Consider the following 21,328-nt stretch of genomic DNA (forward strand, 5'->3'; position numbering starts at 1 on the left):
CATAAAAAGTTAAAAATTAGTCAAAAATAGTATATTCAAAATAATTATACTAAAACCGGAATAAATACAAGTATGGGGCAGAGCATGTTTTGCTCTGCCCCATCTGCATTGTGTTAAAGAATGATTATTCGGCAGCAACTTTGGAATCAAAGTTAGCCGCACCATCCATAAGCTTCAGAATGGTAGCATCTTTAATGGGGTTGTTGTCTGCATCAAAGGTAATGTGACCGGTCACGCCGTCAAACTCAATTGCTTTCATTGCATCAACAATTGCCTGTGCATCGGTATTGCCGGCGTTGGTAATTGCCTGCGCCATCATATAAGCGGTGTCGTAGCCAAGGGCAGCAAAGGCGTTCGGGGTTTCGCCGTATTTTTCGGTGTAGGCTTTTACAAATCCGGCAACCTTCGCGTCGGTATCCTGCGCGGAGTAGTGGTTGGAGATGTAGCAGCCGTTGACGACAGATTGGTTGGCCTCGTCGAGCGTGCCAAGAACGCCGTCCCATCCATCAGCACCCAGCATTGGGCCGGTAAAACCAACCTCACGGGCCTGAGTAGCAATCAGAGCAACTTTGGTATAGTAGTCGGGTACAAACAAAGCGTCGGGTTTTGCAGCTGCAATTTTTGTAAGCTGCGCTTTAAAGTCTTTGTCATCAGCGCCGTAGCCTTCTTTTGCCACAATGGTAACGCCTTTGGAAGCAGCCATTTCCTCGAAAGCAGCGACCAAACCGGTGGAGTAGTCATCGGAGGTGTTGTAGACAATAGCAACATTTTTTGCCTTTAGGTTTTCAGCGGCAAACTTCGCCATAATTCTACCCTGGAACGGGTCGGTAAAGCAGGTTCTGAAAACGTTAGGGCCATAGGTGGTAATAGGAAGTGCGGTACCGGTGGCGGTAATCATCGGCAAGCCATCGGCGGCAGCAAGCTCTGCAACTGCCATGGTGGGTTTAGAGGTAACGTCGCCAAGCAGTGCAACCATGCCCTTGCTCATCAGTTTGTTGTAGCCGTTTACAGCCTCAGAAACATCGCCTTTTTCGTCCTCAATCATCAGCTCAAGCTGGCTGCCCAATACGCCGCCTGCTTTGTTGATTTCTTCAACAGCAAGTTCAATACCGTTTTTGGCTGCAACACCGTAAACAGAAACCTCGCCGGTGAGGGGGGCAAGTACGCCCAATTTAATTGCTTCGCCAGAGGCAGGAGCAGAAGATTCTGTGTTGTTAGTACCGGCGGAATCAGCACTGCTTTCGGCGGGCTTGGGAGCACAGCCGGTAAACATTCCTGCGGCAATAACAGTGGCGAGCGCCATTGCTAATAACTTTTTCATGTCTGAGATCCTCCTTATTTCGATCGTATTCGCTCTATGCGGTATCACTTTCATGAGTTAAACTTCAACAGTTGCGCACATTACAGTGATAAAGCGTAATGCTTGTTAGTATTATAGAGCAATTGAAGTGAGAAAACAATATCTTATTTGTCTAATCATATCCTGCTTTCATTGTGCTTTTTTAGGTATATTCATAAAATGCACAAAAATTTAACAAAGATTTATAACAGATGGCGCTTTTTTACACTTATAAACAAAAAATCAGACAGTCTTTTGGACTGTCTGACGAAAAATATCATTTTTTGTATTTACTCACCACGGCGTGCACGGTACTCGGTAAAAGATGCTATAATTTCAACAGCATTATCAAAACCTATGAAATCGCTGTTCAACGCAAGGTGATAATTCTCTGCGCGCCCCCACTTGGCACCCGCATAGTAATCGTGGTAGGTGGCACGGCGCTTATCGGTTTTTAGCACGATATGCTCTGCTCTATCCGCAGGAACATTATAGCGATCGATGACGCGTTTTACGCGGCTGTTCAAATTGGAATGAATAAACACATGAATTGCATCGGGGTTATCGGCCAGAATATAATCGGCGCAGCGCCCTACAATCACACAAGACCCCTTTGATGCGATTTCACGTATTACCTTGGATTGAAAAACATACACACGATCGTTGAGCGTCATACCGCTCAGTCCATCTGCGCGCCCCGCTGCAGAGGAATACATGCCGAGCGATAACGAATAGAGTAAGCTGCTGGTCGCTTGCTCATCCGCGTTTTCAAACACATCCTCATCAAAGCCGCTCTCCTTTGCGGCAAGCGAAATGAGCTCCTTATCATAGAAGGGAATACCGAGACGTTCTGCAAGCATTTTGCCAATTACTCTGCCTCCGCTGCCAAATTGTCTGCTGATGGTGATGATGGTATTGTGCTTCATAAAATCCCCGCCCTTCAAAGTATTTTCTTATCTTTATTGTACCCTTTTTTAAAGAAAAATCAAGGGTAGCTTGCACAATCATTTGCTAATGCGAAACTGATATTTACAGAAATTGCAAGCAATAAGCAACAACTTATGCAGCGTGCCTATTGTGGGCCAACCGAAGCCTTGTGATACGTGTAGCGCTTGATTCAATATACAAAAAAAGAGGTGCAGAATGCCATGGCACAGGATACCTGCGCCGGCACAAAGCAGTAAAATGTACAATAAATTAAGAAGATGCATAAAATTTATATTTTTTATCTTTCATTTCTGTGATATATTTGTTATACTATAAATGAGCATCAATTTAGTATTGTTTGCAAACATAGAGCAATAATATGAAATTTTAAGGAGGAACTTATCATGGGTGAACACAAATTTTTTATCTGTAAACATTGTGGAAATTTGGTTGGTATGATCAACAATTCGGGTGTTAGAATGGTTTGCTGCGGCGAGCAGATGGACGAACTAAAGCCGAACACTGTTGATGCGGCTCAGGAAAAACATGTTCCTGTTGTAGAGGTAAGTGGCAATCTAGTAACAGTTAAGGTTGGCAGTGTGGCTCACCCCATGCTGGAGGAGCACCACATCGCTTGGATTTACCTGCAGACCGAGCAGGGAGGACAGCGTAAAGAGCTCAAGGTAGGCGGCGCACCGGAGGCAACCTTTGCCCTGGTTGAAGGAGACAAGCCCGTAGCAGCATTTGAATACTGCAACCTTCATGGCTTGTGGAAAGCAGAGATCTGATTTTGACTTACAAAGGGCAGCTGCCGGTTTTTTCGGCGGCTGCTTTTTATTGCTCAAAAGCATACTGCGTGGTATACTAAAGGCAATCAATATCGTTTAGGAGAAAGCACATGATTGATCAAAAAATGATTGACCGTATTAATGAGCTGGCACGCAAGGCGCGCGAAACAGACCTGACTGAGCAGGAAAAGAACGAACAGCAGGTGCTGCGGCAAAAGTATATTGAAGCCTATCGCGAAAGCTTGAAAGTACAGCTTGATAGCATTGTAGTAGTAGACGAGCATGGCAATAAAACAAAAATATCACCTAAAAAATCAAATACCCCACACAGCTGAGAAAAGCCCCGCGATCAACATCGCGGGGCTTTTTGCATGCATACATTAAAAGCAATTGTCAATAATCCCTTCAGAGAGACGCTTCATGTAATTGCCGACAGATGACATTGCCAGCACCAGCAGAAGCTTTTTCTGTGTTTCATCCAGCCCGTCAAATTCGCTTTCCACCATAAGCTTTTGCAGCAGTGCAGGTGTTTCTTTGCGTAGGTTTTCTTTAATAGAAAGATAACGGCTGTACAGCTCGGGAATCTGCCCGTTGCTGCTTGCCGCGCCTAACACCGATTTAATGTCCTGTATCAACAGTGTCTGCTTCAAATTGTAGATCAGCAGCATTTGAATAATGTGCTCTTTCGAGTATTTTTTACCCTTAATCTCATGCAGCAGCCCCTCTTTGCTGTAGTTGTTGATCATAGTTTTTGTGAGCAGCTTGTCCTCAGGGCGGCGTTTATTGCCCGATACTTTATTCTCAAACAAGGTGATGATCTGGTCCATATACAGGTCGATATCGGGTATCTCGTCAGCGCGGATGTCGCTGTCTTGCAGAACCTTATCGATAAGACTGTCGAGATTGATGTTTTGTAGCTCCACTTTAATTCCTCCTCCAGCTGGGTGCAAAACAGCTTTTATTAACTTTTAGTTTACAGCATAATTGTAAACTTTTCAACATGAGCTTGATATTTCTGCATTGAGTGGTATTATTATAGATATTAGGTAGTTATAATAACTATATAGTAAAATTGTAAGGTTGTGACTGTAATATGACAAACTACTTAAAAAGAGCGCGAGACCCGATCAGTAGCTTTACGCATTTACTGGGGGCAATTATTTCAGGGCTGGGGCTAGCATTGCTGTTAGTGAAAACCACCCTGCTTTCGGAAATTTCGCTGATGAAAATTCTATCCTCAGCGTTGTTTGGCTTATCTCTGATCGCACTGTATACCGCAAGCACCGTCTATCACTTTTCCAACGCCAGCGGTAAAACAGTGCTGGTACTGCGAAAACTAGATCATTCTATGATCTTTGTGCTGATTGCAGGTACCTATACGCCAATTATGTTGAACTTTTTACCAAGCCCACGCAATGTGGCGTTTACGGTGTTTATCTGGGCGTTTGCGGCGGTTGGCATTATCCTTAAGCTGTGTTGGTTCGGCGCACCGCGTTGGCTGCAAACAGCAATGTACCTCGTAATGGGCTGGGCAATACTCATTGATGTCTCGGTGTTTACACGTATGAGCCCGGGCGCGTTGCTGCTGCTCATTCTCGGTGGTGTAAGCTATACGATTGGCGGCATTATCTATATGATCAAAAAGCCGAACATCTCACAGCGTTTTGGCTTTCATGAGCTCTTTCATATTTTCGTGCTGGTTGGCAGCATCTTTCATTTTCTGCTCGTGTATTTCTATATCGCATAAAAAAGAGGACGCAATTGCGTCCTCTTTTTTGTGCCTGCTACAAGGCAAGCTTATAAATTTCATAAACATCATCGGCGGTCAACTTTTTAAAGTTGCCCTGAAGCCCGTTTGCACAGCATTTCTCAGCCATTACGCGTAGGTTTTTGTCATCAATCGAAGCATCGTTTAAGCGGGTTGGCATGCCAATTTCTTTGTACCAACGCTCCAAGCGGCGGATGCCCTCTGCAACAATCAGCTCTTTGTCGCCAAAGGCAAAGTCAACATCAAATACGCGAACCGCAAACTGCACGAACCGATCCATATCGTCGTGGCACACATACTTCTGCCATGCGGGGAAAACAATGGCAAGCCCTGCGCCGTGCGCAATGTCGTAAATTGCACTCAGCTCATGTTCAATGTTGTGCGAAGCCCAGTCGCCAATGCGCCCTGTGTTCAGCAGGTTGTTGTGTGCGATGGTACCTGCCCACATCACTTCGGCGCGTGCATTGTAATCGGTGGGGTTTGCCAGCACCAGCGGGGTGTTGTTGATGATGGTTTTCATCGTTGCCTCAATCAAGCGGTCGGTGAAGTCTACATGATCCACCTTTGTAAAGTAGCGCTCCATCAAGTGGGCGAGAATGTCCGATGCACCGCAGGCGGTTTGGTAGGCGGGCAGGGAATAGGTGAATTCGGGGTTCATAATTGCAAATTTGGGGATGAGGCACTCGCCTCCGAAGGAGCGCTTGAGCAGACCCTCTTCTTTGGTGATAACAGCACCGCTGCTCGATTCGCTGCCTGCTGCGGGAATGGTAAGCACAACGCCGATCGGCAGCGCCTGCTGTACGTTTGCTTTATCCTCAAAGAAATCCCACACGTCGCCGTCATACAAGGCACCTGCTGCTACCGCCTTGCCGGTGTCGATAGCGCTGCCGCCGCCGACAACCAGAATGGAATCCAGATTATGTTCTTTGCACAGGCGGATCCCCTCTTTTACAAGGCCCAGGCGCGGGTTGGGCTGTACGCCGCCAAGCTCCGCAAAGAAAATACCGTTATCTTTTAAAGCTTTGACTGTTTTGTCGTACAGGCCAATGCGTTTGATGGAGCCGCCGCCATAAACAAACAGCACGCGGCTGCCGAGTTTTTTCATTTCACTGCCAACCTGTTCCTCGGTTCCTTTACCGAAGATGATACGTGCAGGGTTGTAAAAAGTAAAGTTGATCATTGCAAAATACTCCTTTATATATAAAATAATATTATCCGCCCGCAAACAGCACGCTCAGCGCAATCAGTGTCTGGCCGGTGTAATAAACCGCCGCACTCACTGCGCGCAGCGCGGGATGTGATTTTTTGCGAAACAGAACCAGTGAATAAACCGCGTTGGAAAGCAGAAAAAGCCCTGCGCCCGATGCCACCAGTACATTGCGTACCGAATAGGAGTGCCCGCCGTAGATCAGCGACAGTGATTTGACGAACATGAATGTCACCACAATTGCATAAGCAAACACGTAGCTTTCCATATTGAAAAAATCAAGGCGCATCAGCTTGGCTGCAACCACCAGTACAATCAAGATTGCTGCGGTTGCAAAAAAATCAAGCGGGTATACCCCCGTAAAGCGGCAGAACAAGAACAAAAAAGCGACGTGCGCTGCAAAAAATGCACTCAACGCATAAACAAAGTAGTTGATACCGAGAGCATCGTGTTTGGATATTTCAAGAAACACATCGCCAAATGTGCACAGGATCAGCGCCGTAAGAATAAACGCAAAATAGCTGCGGTTGCTGTTGCCGGCCCAGCAAGCAAGCACCGCGACAGCAATAAACACAGTGCTGGTAATTGCTTTGGAGATCACACGGGTGCGCAAGCGGCAGCGGTAAACCGAATAGATGTAAAAACTCAGGCTGACCAGCATCACCGGTAGAAGTAGGTAGGTGATCATGATACCGAGTTCCTTTCAGAAGCTTTTTGCTTGATTTTAGGAAGATTAAAGCGAAAATATACGCTTGCAAGCCGGAATGCAATAATAAACGCAATGCAAATGTAGCATGCGATAAGCACACCGACAAAACGGTACAAAACCCAGAACAGCAGCGCCCCTGCCAGCGATGCCGTCGCGTAAATCTCTTTGCGCAAAATCACCGGTACGCGGCTGCATAGTACATCGCGTATCACGCCGCCGCCAACTGCAGTAATCACCGCCACAAACACAAAAGCAAGCAGATTATAATGCGAGGCAATTGCCTTCACGCAGGTATCTACCGTGAATACCGCTAGACCAATTGCGTCCATAATAGTAATGACAAACGACCACTTATAATAGTTTTTTAGAAAGATAACCAATGTCGCAGCGATTAGTATGATAAAGAACGACCGATAGCTTGAAAAAAACACCGGTACTCCACGGCTCATTACCACGTCGCGGGTGATACCGCCGCCCATTGCGGTAATAATGGCAAGCAGGTAAATACCAAACAAATCCATGTTCTTTTGTATTGCCACATATCCGCCCGACATTGCAAAGGCAAATATGCCAATGCTTTCCAGTACTGTTAAAACATCCATTCACTTTTCCATCCTTCAAAAAAACCTACTTCTATTTCATCACATAACCTGCAAAAATGCAATATAATTCGATACACCGCCGTAAACTTTCCAAAAAGGAAGTGCAATCGGAATGAAACCCGATTTCCGTACCTCGTGTAAAAATTGCAGACAAGGTTCGTTTTTTTACAGACAGCGGTTGTTTTTTTGCAGAAACCCCTGAATTGTTTACAGAAATGTAAACAATCTAAGTTTTTTTTGAAAAATTCGATTTACCTATTGCATTTTCCATAAAAATGATTAGAATAGTATTTAGCACTCAGATATAAAGAGTGCTAAATAGTTTGTCTTAAAAATAATTTATATAATTGGAGGAGTAAACAATGACAATTAAACCTCTTGCAGACAGAGTTGTAATCAAAATGGTTGAGGCAGAAGAAACCACCAAGAGCGGTATTATTCTTGCCGGCGCAGCAAAAGAAAAACCACAGGTGGCTGAGGTTATAGCAGTTGGCCCGGGTGGCGTCGTAGACGGCAAAGAAGTAAAAATGTACCTGAAGGCGGGCGACAAGGTTTTGATGAGCAAATACTCCGGCACCGAGGTTAAAGTTGACGGTGTTGAGTACACCATTCTTCGTCAGGACGATATTCTTGCAATTGTAGAGTAGGCAGAACCCCCAAACCAACAACATACTTACATTATTAGGAGGAATTTACAATGGCAAAACAGATTATTTACGGTGAAGAGGCTAGAAAAGCGCTTCAGGCCGGTATTGATAAGCTCTCTGACACTGTGAAAATTACAATTGGCCCCAAAGGACGCAACGTGGTTCTTGATAAAAAATTCGGCGCTCCTCTCATCACCAACGACGGTGTAACCATCGCCAAGGAGATTGAACTTGAGGATGCATTTGAGAACATGGGTGCACAGCTTGTGAAAGAGGTTGCTACCAAAACCAACGATGCTGCCGGTGATGGTACCACAACCGCAACCCTGCTCGCACAGGCTTTGGTTCGCGAGGGCATGAAAAACGTTGCTGCCGGTGCAAACCCTATGGTTATTAAAAAAGGCATGGCAAAAGCAGTTACCGCTGCTGTTGAATCTGTAATTGCAAACTCCAAAATGGTTTCCGGTTCGGAAGACATTGCGAGAGTTGCTACCGTGTCCTGCGGCGATGAGACCATTGGCACCCTGATTAGCGAGGCTATGGACAAGGTTTCTGCCGACGGCGTCATCACCATTGAGGAATCCAAAACTGCCGAAACCTACAGCGAAGTTGTAGAGGGTATGCAGTTTGACCGCGGCTATGTTTCGCCCTACATGGTTACCGATACCGATAAGATGGAAGCGGTCATCGACGACGCTCTCATTCTCATTACAGATAAGAAAATCTCTGCAATTCAGGAGATTCTTCCCCTGCTTGAGCAGATTGTACAGTCCGGCAAAAAACTGGTTATCATCGCTGAGGACATTGAGGGAGAGGCTCTCACCACTCTGCTCGTCAACAGACTGCGCGGCACCTTCACCTGTGTTGCAGTAAAAGCACCCGGCTTTGGCGACAGACGCAAAGAGATGCTTCTTGATATCGCTACGCTGACAGGCGGCCAGGTTATCAGTGAGGAGCTGGGCCTGGAGCTGAAAGAAACCACCATGGATCAGCTTGGCCGTGCCCGTCAGGTTAAGGTTCAGAAAGAGAACACCATCATCGTTGGCGGTGCCGGCGATCAGGGCGAAATCAAAGCACGCGTTGCTCAAATCCGTGCTCAGATCGAGACCACAACCTCTGAGTTTGACAAAGAAAAACTGCAGGAGCGTCTTGCAAAAATGGCTGGCGGCGTAGCTGTCATCAAAGTAGGTGCTGCTACTGAGATTGAAATGAAAGAGAAGAAACTCCGCATTGAGGATGCTCTAGCCGCAACCAAGGCTGCGGTTGAAGAGGGCATTGTTGCAGGCGGCGGCGTAGCACTCATCAATGCAATCCCGGCTGTTGAAAAGGTTCTCAACAACTGCGACGGTGACGAGAAAACAGGTGTTAAAATTGTAGCAAAAGCGCTGGAGGAGCCTATCCGCCAGATTGCAGTCAACGCAGGTGTTGACGGTTCTGTCATCATTGACAAAATCAAACGCTCCCGCAAAGTTGGCTACGGCTACGATGCTTACAACGAGATGTACTGTGACATGATTCCCGCTGGTATTGTCGACCCGACCAAGGTAACACGTTCTGCTCTGGAGAATGCAGCTTCCGTTGCTTCAATGGTTCTCACCACCGAGAGCCTGGTTACTGATATCAAAGAGGAAAACCCCGCACCTGCAATGCCGGCAGGCGGCATGGGCGGTATGTACTAAAATAAAGCACCGAGTGCAAAACAGACACAACACACAACAAAAGACCATCTGCCCCGAGGCGGATGGTCTTTTCGCTTGTGTCATTAGGTCAAAATAGATGCAGGCGGGTGTATGCTCATCCGATTCACAAGTCCATGATATAAATTCCGTTTGTTTCATCAAAACAAAAACCACAGGACAATAGCGTATTGCAGGATGGCTTGTTTTCAGGCTCTGGCTGTACAAGGATACGTTTGGCGTTTTCATAGGAGCGAATCATTTCAATTAGTTGCTTGATAATGGCTTTTCCATGACCCTTTTTCAGATAAGAAGTATCACCAATCATATAATCAATGCTATAGGCGCCTTCAATTTCAATAGTTCCATGCCAATCCTCACCGCTGTTGCAGTACTCGTAATACTGGCAAAAACCGATAGGTTTTCCATCAACATCAACAATGAAATGGTGCAGCCACGTATAATCACTATTTCTTTTTTCAATTTCGTCAATCCAATCCAGTGGGTCATGATACCATTCGGCAACATGAGTCAAATAGAGCCATTTTTTAAACAACGGTACATCTTCATCACAGAACTCCCGCAGTATTATTGTTTGATTCATATGCAGTAATCTCCCAACAAATAGAAATAGCCTTTATTCAGTATGATATAAAAAAATCAGGTTAAAAAGACATAAACTGCATCTTTTTTAACCTGATAATTTTGGAGCTGGTGGTCGGAATCGAACCGACAACCTGCTCATTACGAATGAGCTGCTCTGCCATTGAGCCACACCAGCGTATTAAGTTGCTCCGCTTTTGCGGCGCTACCATATTAACACGTACCATATATTATACCTGTCTGTTTATATTCAGTCAAGATTATTTTAGTAGTTAGCCAAAACAAAGTTGTAAAAATTAAATACAGAATGTAAATTTTGTATTTCTGAGACTTTACACTTTCAACCCTTTCCACCGTTCTTTCCACCGAAAAAACGTTATAGCTTGGGCGTTTCCACAGGAATCAACAGCTCCCGGTTAAAAAAGCAGTGGAAAAAGTGGATTACTATGCGTATAATTTTGTTTTTGTGGAAAACTGGTGGAAAGTGCAATTTTAAGCAACAATGCAAAAAAATCTTTTAACCGAACGAATTTACAAAAAATCAATGGTAAAGCTTATGAAGTTGTAGTATAATAAATAATCGATTCAGTCCGAAATGCAGACTGGTTTAGCACGAACTACAAAGGGGAAGAACTATGGCAAAAAAACGCGAAGTATTTGTAAATCGAGATCGGAAAAAACCATCTGCTGTTACAGCGGCACTGGTGATTGTTGTAATATCGGCGTTAATCGCGTTTACAGGAGCGTATGCATGGCAAACACTTAGCGGAGATCAGGCAAAGCTTGAGGCAAAACAATCCAATCAGCCATCATCAAGCTCATCATCTGCAGTATCATCTTCTTCGCAGCCAAGCAGTACGGAGGAGATAGCTTCGTCTAAGCCGGAAGAAACAAGCAGTGAGCCCGAGTCGGTACCTGAGCTCGATTCATCGGTTATGGTACCCGAGAGCGAGCGTGTGAACAGCTCTTATTTTGATGACGCGATGTTTGTGGGTGACTCCATTACCAACGGTATTTTGTCTTACCAGATTATGCAGAACACCACGGTAATTTCTCATACCGGTATCAATCCCGATACCATACGCTACAAAAAGGTATATCGCGACAGTTCAGGCGAACTGGTTACCATTCTGGATGCAATGAAAGCTTACCCCGATAAAGAGAAAATCTATATTATGCTTGGCTCCAACGGCCTTGCATGGATCGAGCAGGAATTGTTCATTGAGTACTACGAGGAGTTCCTACGCGACGTGATGGCGCAGCATCCCAATGCAACTATTTATATCCAGTCGATTTTGCCGGTTACCAAGGCGAAGTCCGACTCAGATGCCGCCTATGCTAACAGCAAGATCGACAAATACAATGCCGATATTCTGGCACTTACCGAAAAGCTGGGGCTGCACTATTTGAATGTTGCCGAGGCATTTAAAGATGCAAACGGTGCGCTGCCAAACGAGGCAAGCCCAAACGACGGCATGCATTTTACCTCAAAATATTATCAGGTTTGGTTCGATTATCTCAAAACACATACGGTACAGGGCTAAATTACAACGGCGTTTTGCCGCCGCAGACATAAGGAGAACATAACGATGAAAAAAACATTTACAACCGTTTTAGCAGTAATTTTAGCGATAGGGGCAGTGCTTTCGGGCTGCGGCAAGCAAGCAGCGGCAGAGGTTGATGTATCGGCCGTGGCACAGGCACTGCAAAGCGGGCTGACGTTCCAGGACGAGATGAATGAGATTGCCGAATCGCGTCTGGGTGATTTTTACCCCACCATTGATGCAAGCACGCTGAATGGCTTTAAAATGTACAAAGGTGCTTCCGGTGCAACCGCTGAGGAAATTGCAGTGTTTCAGGCGAAAGACGCAGCCAGCGTAAAAGAAATTGAAACAGCCATTCAAACCCGCCTTGAAGATTTAAAGCTGCAGTTTGAGGATTATGTCCCCGCTGAGGTGAAAAAAATTACCGATGCTGTGACGGAAACAAGCGGCAATGTAGTGGTACTGGTTGTTGCAGATGACGCGGCAGCGGCACAGAAGATTGTAGACGAACAACTTCGCTGATGTTATAATAGAACAAAGAATGAGAGACTATAAAGGGAGGTGGCGAAGAGTATGGTAGTGGAATGCTGGGTAATTGTTGTTTTAATTTTGCTGATGGGATACATCATTTTTAGGACAGGCAAAACCGGGCAGGCGGTGGCCGTGCTCCCGCTGATAACGGTTCCTATATTTCATCTGCTTGGCAGTCCGCTTTCGCGCCTGCTGGATAGTTGGTTCCCCACCTTGTCAAGCTCCCTGTTCCATGTCTCGTTTGATGTAGCGGGGCTCGTGATTGCCTGTGTACTGTACGGGCTGCTTGCGGGCAACATGGGGTCGCAGCGAGGCAGACGCATGTATATGATTTTATGCGGCACCTTCAGTGCACTGCTCACCATTGTACTGGTAAACCATATTCTGCCCTTATAATACACCTCGAAACAACCGGGGCGGACTGCTATGTCCGCTCTGTTTTTTTATTCTGCCGGTTGACAACCCTGCGTTGTTACAGTAAGATTTATCTGATTCCATAGTGGAACAGTGATTGGAGGATTTTATGTATTCTTTGATGCTTGTCGATGATGAATATGATGTGCGCAAGGCGATCCTTGAAACCATCTGCTGGAACGAGCTTGGGTTTGAGGTGGTCGGCGAGGCTGAAAATGGCCGCGAAGCACTGGATGTTGCTCAGCGCCTGAATCCCGATGTGATTATTACCGATATTAAAATGCCGTTCATGGATGGCATTGAATTTGTGAAAGTGCTGCGAGAAGAAAACCCAATTACCAAAATTGTTTTTCTCACCGGCTTTAACGATTTTGAATATGCGAAAACCGCAATTCAGTTTAATGTTATGGAATATCTGCTCAAGCCTATTTCGGCAGACAACCTCAGCAAAACGCTTACCTCTATCCGCAAAAAACTCGACGAAGAGCGCGATGCCCTGCGTGATATTGAGCGAATGAAAAAAAACTACGAAACCGATCGGCGAATTATGCGCATGGGCTTTTTGCATGCGCTGGTGGCGGGCGGACTCACCAAAGAATACATTGTAGTCACTTTCCCAAAGCTGGGGCTGCAACTTGACGGCGAATGCAATCTTGTTTTTGTTACCAAGCCCAGCAGGCATTCGCTCGAAACCAATACATTGGGCGTTGATGACACCGATTTGCTGATGTCATCGATATCGAAGCTCATTACGCAGATAGCAGACCGCTATGCACACAATGAAACCTTTTGGCATTTGGACCATATTGTTACGATACTTTCAGACAACCGCAAAACAATTGACGCAAACAGTGATATGCTGATGTTGGAAATTCAGCAGAATATGGAACATTTTTACGGTATTTCTTCTACCATTGGCGTCAGCGAAAAATTTGACGAGGTAAGCAAAATTCGGCTGGCTTATGAAAGTGCGCTCTCCGCGCTGGATTACCGGCTGATACTCGGCAGAAACAGAATTATTCATATCGGCGACATTGAGCCGGACAGCAAGGTGCGCTTCTTGTTTGATGAAAGCAACGAGACCACCTTGAAGTCCATCCTTAAAACAGGAACAAAGGAGCAGGTATCGAAGTTTATCAACAGGATGTTTGAAAACATGCGCCGTCATAAGGCTACCATTTCCGATTATCAGATCTATATCATCGAGATGTTCTCGGTGGTGGTGAAAACCGCCAAAAGCTTGATTCCGGATTTTGACCTCAACGTGGGGAATAACTTGAACTTTATCACCGATATTTTTACCCACGAAAGCATTGATGATGTGAAATTGTGGTTTGAGCGTCTGTGCCACCGTGTGATGGAATACATCAACCTGCAGCGGCAGGACAGCGCCGATATTTTGGCGGGCAAGGGTTACGAATACATCAAAAAAAACTATCAGGCATCCGACCTGTCGCTTAAATCGGTCAGTGAGCAGCTGCACATCAGCCCAAGTTATTTTAGTTCTATTTTCAAAAAATCAACCGGTGACTCTTTCACGAATGTGCTAATTAAAATTCGTATGGAGAATGCAAAGGAACTGCTGCTTTCCACCAACAAAAAGATATTTGAGATTGCTCAGGAAACCGGATACACCGACCAGCACTACTTCAGTTACTGCTTTAAGCGGTATTTTCAAATTTCCCCCAATGAAATGCGCCGTGGTATTGCGGAAGCCTCATCGGGCGGTTCAAATGCACCGTAAACCGCAGATAGAGTGCGAACGACAAGGTAGGTTTTTTCGGGCGCGGCAAAACGGTTGCGGAGTAAAAAGCGATAAACGACTTTGTTATTGCAAATTAGTAGGATAAGAAAGGGTGGCGCTGTGAAACTGTCGGCAAAAAAGATTAAGAAACTGTTTTCCAACAGCCTTTCCAGTGTTCAGTTTGTACTGAGCTTTTGGATTAGCCTTTTTGCACTTGCTGCGATGATTACCGTTGCTATCGTGATGTTTATCAAGTTCAATAATACCCTTACAGCAAACGTCATCACCAACTCGGTACAGGTGGTAGATCAGGTGATGATGACACTTAACTCGTACATCAACAACACCATGGATGTTTCGGACCGTATCATTACGGATATGAACACCTATTTTATTTCGGACAAGCAAACTGTGGTAGATACCTTGAATACCGCATATAAGCTTCGCGACGATATAGTCTCGATGACCGTATTTGACGAAAACGGCAATGTGGTTGCTGCAGCCCCGCACGGGCTTGAGGTAAAGAACAACATTAACATCACCGAGCAAGATTGGTATCGCGCGGCAATGCAGTCTTACACACCGTATACCTTTTCACCGCCCCATGTGCAAAACATCTATAAAGGCAAGTACAACTGGGTAGTAACCCTTAGCCGTAAGGTAGACCTTTACAACAGCAACATTACCGGCAATGCGGTATTTACCATTGATATGAACTTCAACTCCATTGAAGAAAACTGCAGTAGCATCACCATTGGTTCGCGCGGCTATGTGTTTATTCTGGACGAGAACGATAATATCATCTATCACCCGCAGCAGCAGATGATCTATTCCAATATCAAGAATGAAGATATCAGCTTCATCAGCGGCAAGGCGGACGGTGAATATGTGCAGGCGGAAAACAACAGCGTTGTGGTTATCCGCTCGCTTGAGCATACCGACTGGAAGCTGGTGGGTATCAGCTTTTTAGAGGATGCGGAAGCAACGCGCATCGAGGTAATCGGGTTTCTCGGCAGGCTGTTTGTCATTGCGATCATACTCGTTATTATGATTGCAGTTGTGATGTCGAGGCGCATTTCCAAGCCGCTTGTGCGCCTTACCGAGACGATGGATAAGGTGGAGAAGGGCGACCTCACCATACATTCCTACGAGGACAGCTTCTATGAGGTCAGCCGCCTGCGGCACAGCTTTAACCATATGATCGACCGTATCAACGAGCTGATGGAGCGCATTAAGTCGGAGGAGCAGGAGCTGCGCAAAAGCGAGCTTAAGGCATTGCAGGCGCAGATTAACCCGCATTTTTTATACAACACCCTCGGCTCTATTTTATGGATGTGCGAACGGAATGATGGCAAGGGCGCGGTGATTATGGTACAGGCGCTTGCCAATCTGTTTCGCATTAGCATCAGCAAGGGCAATGAGATTATTACCATCAAAGATGAGCTGCAGCATGCCGAAAGCTATCTGATTATCCAGAAGATTCGCTACAAGGACCAGTTCGAATACTCGATTGAGGCCGACGAGAATATTAAAAGCTGCAAATCGCTTAAAATCATTTTGCAGCCGATGATTGAAAACTCCATCTACCACGGTATTGATCGGATGGTGGACAAGGGCAAGATCACCATCCGCATCAAAGATTGCGGTGAAACCATTCTCATGCAGGTTATCGACAACGGTTTGGGCATGCCGGAGTCGGTGCTGCAAAACATACTCGAATCTGAATCATCCAACAGTTATGGCATCGGTGTTAAAAATGTGCACCATCGTATCCAAATCTACTTTGGCAGGGAATACGGTCTGTCGTTTGAAAGTGAGCTGGACGAGGGCACCACGGTTAATATCCGCATTCCAAAAATAAGGGGGGACGAAAATGAACAGCAAACCAATGAGGCTATTCATTAAAACAGTGTCGGCAGTGGTTATAATTGCCTTCCTCATGTTCACTCTATCCACATTTACGCAAAGCGATCATTCCAAAATGAACATTATGTTTATTGCAAAATCCAGTCAATCCAACTTTTGGAAGACGGCATTTCGGGGTGCACAGGCCGCTGCGAATGAATATAACGTAAATGTGACCATAAAGGCCCCAGAAACCGAGGAGGACTACAACTCACAAAACGCGATGCTGCAATGGGCCATTGACAACGAAATGGATGCAGTGGTATTTTCGGCCTGTGATTTTGATAAATCGGTAAAGGCGGCGGAACGCGTGATAGACACGGGTATTCCCATCATCAGTATCGACAGCCCCATCAACTCGGATAAGAATATTATGATGATTGGCACAGATAATACTCTGGCGGGTGTACAGGCGGGCGAAAAGCTTGCGGAGCTGACCGGCTATCAGGGCAAGGTAGGCATTATCAACTTTGAAGAGGGCAGTGCCAACGGCATGCAGCGCGAGCGCGGTTGCCTTGATGCAATTCTTAAGTACCCCGACATGGAGGTTGTTCAGATTCGCTACACCCTTTCCAATATTGAGAGCCCGAAACAGGCGACGATTGAAATGCTTGCCGAACACCCTGAGATTAATGCAATTGCCACCTTCAACGAGTGGACGACCTTGGGTGTAGGTGAGGCATTGGAAGAACTGAAAGTGGATGCTGCGAAGCTTGCGGTGATTGGATTTGACAACAACCTAAAGTCCATTGAGCAGCTGGAGCGTGGCACCTTTGACGGTCTGATTGTGCAAAATCCGTTTGCTATGGGTTATATTGGTGTACAGAAAGCGATCGGCTACAAAAAAAGCAAACAGCACGAGGCATTCATCGATACCGCCACGAAAGTAATAACCGCCGAAAATATGTACAATACCGAAAATCAAAAGCTGCTGTTTCCGTTTAGTAATACAAAATAACAGAGACTATTTTGTATTTGCCGTTCGTCCTTTTTAGACAGGAATTAATACAATAGTTAAAAAATGGTAACAAAATAAGGGCGTAAAAGATTATTTTGTAAATAGAATCGTATGATTTCTAACACAATGAGAATGAAATTTACTTCTTTTCGAGCTTTTTGCCTGCTATAATGGACACGTAGGTTGAAAATAGAACTGCCTCGGGAAGAGTCAAAATCCCGTTTCAGTATTTTAACCTATGGAGGATTTAGGATCGATAGAATGAAATCGTAAAGGAGAGTATTTCCAATGAAAAAATTTACTAAAGTATTGGCATTGGTTCTCGCACTGACAATGATGTTGTCTCTTGCTGCTTGCGGAGGCACTGCATCTTCTTCTGCTCCAGCTGAGAGCTCAGCTGCTTCCTCTGCGGGCTCCGAAGCTCCCGCTGCAAAAGAGGTCAACGTTGGTGTGGCAATCTACAAATTCGATGATAACTTTATGACCCTGTACCGCACAGAGTTGGAAAGATACTTGAAAGAAGACCTGAGCAAAGACGGCGTAAAATACAATGTAACCGTTGTTGACGGCAAAGGCGATCAGGCAGAGCAAACCAACCAGATCGATACCTTTATCGCAAACAAAGTAGATGTCATCATCTGCAACCTGGTTCAGTCCTCTTCCGCTGCAACTGTTATCGAGAAGTGCAAAACAGCTGATATCCCTGTAGTGTTCATCAACCGTGAGCCTACCGCTGACGACCTCGGTCTCTGGGATAAAATCGCTTACGTTGGCGCAGATGCTCGTCAGTCCGGTACCTTCCAGGGCGAGATCATTGCTGCTACCGAGAACAAAGGCGATATGAACGGCGACGGCGTTGTTTCCTATGTTATGATCATGGGCGACCCTGAGAACGTTGACGCTCAGTACAGAACTGAGTTCTCCATCAAAGCGCTTACCGATGCTGGCATTAAAGTTGAGAAACTGTTTGAGCAGCGCGGCGACTGGGATCAGGCAAAAGGTCAGGAGCTTGCTAACACAGCTCTGACACAGCATGGCGCAAAAGTTGATGTTATCTTCTGTAACAACGACGGCATGGCTCTCGGCGCTGCTGAGGCTATCAAAGCAAACGGCCGCACCGTTGGCAAAGATATCTACCTGGTAGGCGTTGACGCTCTTGAAGAGTGCCAGCAGATGGTTAAAGACGGCACCATGACCGGTACTGTTCTGAACGACCACATTGGCCAGTCTCACACTGCAGCTGACGTTGCTGTTAAAGCAATTGCCGGTGAGAAATTGGATAAAAACTACACAGTAGACTACGTAAAAGTTGTGAAATAATCATCGCTTTACAAATTGGTATTTAGAGGATTGCGTGTGCGTTATAAGCGCACACGCAATTTTTTAAGATTGAAAGATGAGGGGGCCGGTTTATGTCGGAGTATCGTTTGGAAATGCGCAATATCGTCAAAACCTTCCCTGGTGTTAAGGCTTTGGACGGCGCAAATCTCAAACTGAAGCCAGGTACAGTTCATGCGTTGATGGGGGAAAACGGCGCGGGTAAATCCACCTTGATGAAATGCATGTTCGGTATTTACAAAATGGACAGTGGGGAGCTGTATTATGAGGGCGAAAAGATTACCATTTCTGACCCTATGAATGCGCTGAACCGCGGTATTGCCATGGTGCACCAGGAGTTACAGCCTATTCCTGAGAGAAGTGTGGCTGAGAATATTTTTGTGGGGCGCTACCCTATGAAGAGGGTGCTTGGCATCCCTGTAATTGACCACGACAAAATGTACAAAGATACAGAAAGGCTACTCAAAGAGGTCAAAATGAACTTTGACCCTAAAGCAAAGCTTGGCAGCCTTTCGGTATCACAAATGCAATCGGTTGAAATTGCGAAGGCAGTTTCGGCAGATTGTAAGGTTTTAATTTTGGATGAACCGACATCTTCCCTGACAGCGAATGAAGTGGAAGCGCTGTTTGACATTATTGCAACCTTGAAGGCCAAGGGTGTATCAATCGTTTATATTTCTCATAAGATGGACGAGATTCTTCGTATTTCCGATGAAGTCACCATTATGCGTGACGGACAGTACATCGGTACATGGGATGCGAAAAGCCTTACAACAGACATGATCATTACAAAAATGGTGGGACGTGAACTCACCAACCTTTACCCGCCGCGTGAAAACAAACCCGCTGAAGTGGTGTTTGAGATTAAAGACTTTACTTCCATTAACCCCAAGTCGTTCCGAGATGTGAATTTTACACTTCGCAAAGGCGAGATTTTGGGTGTGGGCGGCTTGGTAGGTGCGCAGCGTACAGAGCTGATGGAAGCATTGTTCGGAATTCGCTGCCATTCTAAGGGCAGTATTCATTATAAAAATCAAGAAATTAAAATCAATCGCCCGCAGGATGCAATTCGAAAAGGCATTGCGCTTTTGACAGAGGACCGCCGTGCAACCGGTATTTTCGGTGTACTGTCTATCGCAGATAACGTTTCGGTTGCTTCGCTGGACCAATACTTGGACATGGGCTTTGTATTAAATAACAAAAAGATCGAGCAGCTTGTAAAAGATAATGTTGCAAAGCTATCGATTAAAACCCCAAGCAGCAAAACGCTCATTCAGTCGCTTTCCGGCGGCAACCAGCAAAAGGTTATTATTAGCCGCTGGCTGGCAAACGACCCCGACGTTTTGATTTTGGACGAACCCACCCGAGGCATTGATGTAGGCGCGAAATACGAAATATACTGCATTATTGCCGAGCTTGCAAAGCAGGGCAAAAGCATCATTATGATATCTTCTGAGATGAGTGAGCTGATTGGCATGTCTGACCGCATTATGGTTATGTGTGACGGTAAGGTCAGTGGCTTTGTGGATGGAAATGTTGCGAATCAGGAAAATATCATGGCCTTAGCTACTAAGTTTTCATAAGGAGGATCATAAATATGGATGCTACAGAGAAAAAAGTATACAACAGAAAAAAAGTCATAGCGTTTTTAGAAAACAATGCGATTACTATTTTAATGATCGGCGTTGCGGTTGTGGTTGGTATTCTCCGGCCAAACTTTATTTCCGGTGCAAACTTTTCAAACCTCTCGGTGAACACCGCGGTGCGTTTTATCATCGCTCTTGGTGTTTCCGGCTGTCTGATTACCAAAGGCACCGATCTTTCGGCAGGACGTGTTGTTGGTTTGGGTGCTTGCATTGCGGCTACTTTGCTGCAAAAGCCCGATTACAGCGACAGGTTTTTCCCCAATCTGCCTGACCTGCCCATTCCTGTGGTGCTCGTTATTGTGCTTGCTATTTGTGCTCTCATCGGTATTATAAACGGTTCGGTTATCAGCTTTTTGAAGGTACCTCCGTTTATCGCAACCCTTGGTATGCAGACACTGGTTTACGGTATTTGCTTAGTCTACACCGGGGCAAAGCCCATCGGTGGACTGAAATCAAATTATACCGCAATTGCATCCGGCAAGTTGTTGAATCTTAAATTTTTGCCCTACCTGCTCATCATTGCGGCAGTGTGTGGCTGCTTTATGTGGTTTCTCTACAACAAAACCCGCCACGGTAAGTATATGTATGCCATCGGCGGTAACGAGAATGCTGCTGAGGTTGCGGGTGTAAACACCAGCAAAACCAAAATTCTCATCTATATGCTCGCTGCTATCCTTTATGGTCTGGCAGGCTTCCTGCTGGCTGCAAAATCAGGTGGTACCTCGGTTAACATGGGTGCGGGCTACGAGCTCGAGGCAATTGCAGCTTGTACCATCGGCGGTGTTTCCACCAACGGTGGTGTAGGTAGAGTATCGGGTATTCTTATTGGTGTACTGGTGTTTGAGCTGCTCAAGATCTCCCTGCAGTTCATGGGCGTGGAGACATCCTACACCTACATTGTACAGGGTCTCGTTATTATCATCGCTGTTGCGCTTGACCTGAGAAAATACCTGGCGAAGAAATAATACAGGAGGGCGGAGCG

Annotated in this window: 21 protein-coding genes and 1 tRNA gene; 14 read left to right on the forward strand and 8 right to left on the reverse strand. The window is 45.7% G+C overall.

Features of this window, described 5'->3' with window-relative positions; genetic code table 11:
• Window positions 1-124: 124 nt before the first annotated feature.
• Both RTV33_RS11125 and RTV33_RS11130 read right to left on the reverse strand, forming a co-directional pair.
• Entirely contained in the window at window positions 125-1,321 is a 1,197-nt protein-coding gene (locus RTV33_RS11125; protein ID WP_312644278.1) for an ABC transporter substrate-binding protein, read from the reverse strand.
• A 308-nt stretch (window positions 1,322-1,629) separates the two neighbouring features.
• Window positions 1,630-2,265, reverse strand: coding sequence for a cytidylate kinase-like family protein (locus RTV33_RS11130; RefSeq protein ID WP_312644279.1), 636 nt, complete (start codon window positions 2,263-2,265; stop codon window positions 1,630-1,632).
• 405 nt (window positions 2,266-2,670) lie between these two features.
• Between RTV33_RS11130 and RTV33_RS11135 the strand changes: the two genes are divergently transcribed.
• Complete coding sequence (locus tag RTV33_RS11135) at window positions 2,671-3,054, forward strand: desulfoferrodoxin family protein (protein WP_396327379.1); 384 nt, start codon at window positions 2,671-2,673, stop codon at window positions 3,052-3,054.
• Between the two features lie 110 nt (window positions 3,055-3,164).
• Window positions 3,165-3,389, forward strand: a complete 225-nt coding sequence (locus tag RTV33_RS11140; RefSeq protein WP_312644281.1) for a DUF896 domain-containing protein — start codon at window positions 3,165-3,167, stop codon at window positions 3,387-3,389.
• A 45-nt stretch (window positions 3,390-3,434) separates the two neighbouring features.
• On the opposite strand, the gene RTV33_RS11145 is transcribed toward RTV33_RS11140, so the two are convergent.
• Window positions 3,435-3,977, reverse strand: a complete 543-nt coding sequence (locus RTV33_RS11145) for a DUF1836 domain-containing protein (RefSeq protein WP_312644283.1) — start codon at window positions 3,975-3,977, stop codon at window positions 3,435-3,437.
• A 170-nt stretch (window positions 3,978-4,147) separates the two neighbouring features.
• Here RTV33_RS11145 and RTV33_RS11150 point away from each other — a divergent pair, with 170 nt between their 5' ends.
• A complete protein-coding gene (locus RTV33_RS11150; protein WP_312644285.1) occupies window positions 4,148-4,801 on the forward strand; it encodes a hemolysin III family protein in 654 nt (217 codons plus the stop codon).
• Window positions 4,802-4,838: 37 nt separating this feature from the next.
• Here RTV33_RS11150 and RTV33_RS11155 read toward each other — a convergent pair whose 3' ends face one another.
• The 3 genes from RTV33_RS11155 to RTV33_RS11165 are packed head-to-tail and all read right to left on the reverse strand — an operon-like array spanning window position 4,839 to window position 7,340.
• Complete coding sequence (locus RTV33_RS11155) at window positions 4,839-6,002, reverse strand: iron-containing alcohol dehydrogenase (RefSeq protein ID WP_312644287.1); 1,164 nt, start codon at window positions 6,000-6,002, stop codon at window positions 4,839-4,841.
• Between the two features lie 31 nt (window positions 6,003-6,033).
• Complete coding sequence (locus RTV33_RS11160; protein WP_312644289.1) at window positions 6,034-6,717, reverse strand: lysoplasmalogenase; 684 nt, start codon at window positions 6,715-6,717, stop codon at window positions 6,034-6,036.
• Window positions 6,714-7,340 (reverse strand): trimeric intracellular cation channel family protein, encoded by a 627-nt coding sequence (locus RTV33_RS11165; RefSeq protein WP_312644291.1) that lies wholly within the window; start codon window positions 7,338-7,340, stop codon window positions 6,714-6,716. The genes RTV33_RS11160 and RTV33_RS11165 overlap by 4 nt, the downstream gene beginning before the upstream one ends.
• A gap of 362 nt (window positions 7,341-7,702) precedes the next feature.
• On the opposite strand from RTV33_RS11165, the gene groES reads away from it, so the two are divergent.
• Together groES and groL are read left to right on the forward strand one after the other, a co-directional pair.
• Window positions 7,703-7,987, forward strand: coding sequence for a co-chaperone GroES (gene groES, locus RTV33_RS11170; RefSeq protein WP_312644292.1), 285 nt, complete (start codon window positions 7,703-7,705; stop codon window positions 7,985-7,987).
• Window positions 7,988-8,037: 50 nt separating this feature from the next.
• Window positions 8,038-9,666 (forward strand): chaperonin GroEL, encoded by a 1,629-nt coding sequence (gene groL, locus RTV33_RS11175; RefSeq protein WP_312644294.1) that lies wholly within the window; start codon window positions 8,038-8,040, stop codon window positions 9,664-9,666.
• Between the two features lie 124 nt (window positions 9,667-9,790).
• Here the strand turns inward: groL and RTV33_RS11180 are convergent, their stop codons facing one another.
• The gene (locus tag RTV33_RS11180; RefSeq protein ID WP_312644295.1) at window positions 9,791-10,267 is read right to left on the reverse strand and encodes a GNAT family N-acetyltransferase; all 477 of its coding nucleotides are present in this window, start codon (window positions 10,265-10,267) and stop codon (window positions 9,791-9,793) included.
• A 102-nt stretch (window positions 10,268-10,369) separates the two neighbouring features.
• A tRNA-Thr gene (locus RTV33_RS11185) sits at window positions 10,370-10,444 on the reverse strand.
• A gap of 457 nt (window positions 10,445-10,901) precedes the next feature.
• On the opposite strand from RTV33_RS11185, the gene RTV33_RS11190 reads away from it, so the two are divergent.
• The 9 genes from RTV33_RS11190 to RTV33_RS11230 all read left to right on the forward strand — a co-directional run bounded on the left by RTV33_RS11190 (window position 10,902) and on the right by RTV33_RS11230 (window position 21,311).
• The gene (locus RTV33_RS11190) at window positions 10,902-11,810 is read left to right on the forward strand and encodes a GDSL-type esterase/lipase family protein (protein ID WP_312644296.1); all 909 of its coding nucleotides are present in this window, start codon (window positions 10,902-10,904) and stop codon (window positions 11,808-11,810) included.
• A 45-nt stretch (window positions 11,811-11,855) separates the two neighbouring features.
• Window positions 11,856-12,332 (forward strand): DUF4358 domain-containing protein, encoded by a 477-nt coding sequence (locus tag RTV33_RS11195; RefSeq protein ID WP_312644297.1) that lies wholly within the window; start codon window positions 11,856-11,858, stop codon window positions 12,330-12,332.
• 51 nt (window positions 12,333-12,383) lie between these two features.
• A complete protein-coding gene (locus tag RTV33_RS11200) occupies window positions 12,384-12,737 on the forward strand; it encodes a hypothetical protein (RefSeq protein WP_312644298.1) in 354 nt (117 codons plus the stop codon).
• Window positions 12,738-12,864: 127 nt separating this feature from the next.
• Window positions 12,865-14,499 (forward strand): response regulator, encoded by a 1,635-nt coding sequence (locus tag RTV33_RS11205; protein ID WP_312644300.1) that lies wholly within the window; start codon window positions 12,865-12,867, stop codon window positions 14,497-14,499.
• 120 nt (window positions 14,500-14,619) lie between these two features.
• Complete coding sequence (locus RTV33_RS11210; RefSeq protein WP_312644302.1) at window positions 14,620-16,404, forward strand: sensor histidine kinase; 1,785 nt, start codon at window positions 14,620-14,622, stop codon at window positions 16,402-16,404.
• Window positions 16,373-17,362 (forward strand): substrate-binding domain-containing protein, encoded by a 990-nt coding sequence (locus tag RTV33_RS11215; RefSeq protein WP_312644304.1) that lies wholly within the window; start codon window positions 16,373-16,375, stop codon window positions 17,360-17,362. Before RTV33_RS11210 ends, RTV33_RS11215 begins: the two co-directional genes overlap by 32 nt.
• Window positions 17,363-17,650: 288 nt before the next feature.
• On the forward strand, window positions 17,651-18,682 hold the full coding sequence (locus RTV33_RS11220; RefSeq protein ID WP_312644306.1) for a galactose ABC transporter substrate-binding protein: 1,032 nt from the start codon (window positions 17,651-17,653) through the stop codon (window positions 18,680-18,682).
• A gap of 92 nt (window positions 18,683-18,774) precedes the next feature.
• Window positions 18,775-20,283 (forward strand): sugar ABC transporter ATP-binding protein, encoded by a 1,509-nt coding sequence (locus RTV33_RS11225; protein WP_312644308.1) that lies wholly within the window; start codon window positions 18,775-18,777, stop codon window positions 20,281-20,283.
• Window positions 20,284-20,297: 14 nt separating this feature from the next.
• Window positions 20,298-21,311, forward strand: coding sequence for an ABC transporter permease subunit (locus RTV33_RS11230; protein ID WP_312644309.1), 1,014 nt, complete (start codon window positions 20,298-20,300; stop codon window positions 21,309-21,311).
• The last annotated feature ends 17 nt before the right edge of the window (window positions 21,312-21,328 follow it).

The sequence above is a fragment of the Hydrogenoanaerobacterium sp. genome (assembly GCF_032017025.1).
In the GTDB taxonomy this organism is placed as follows: domain Bacteria; phylum Bacillota; class Clostridia; order Oscillospirales; family Ruminococcaceae; genus Hydrogenoanaerobacterium.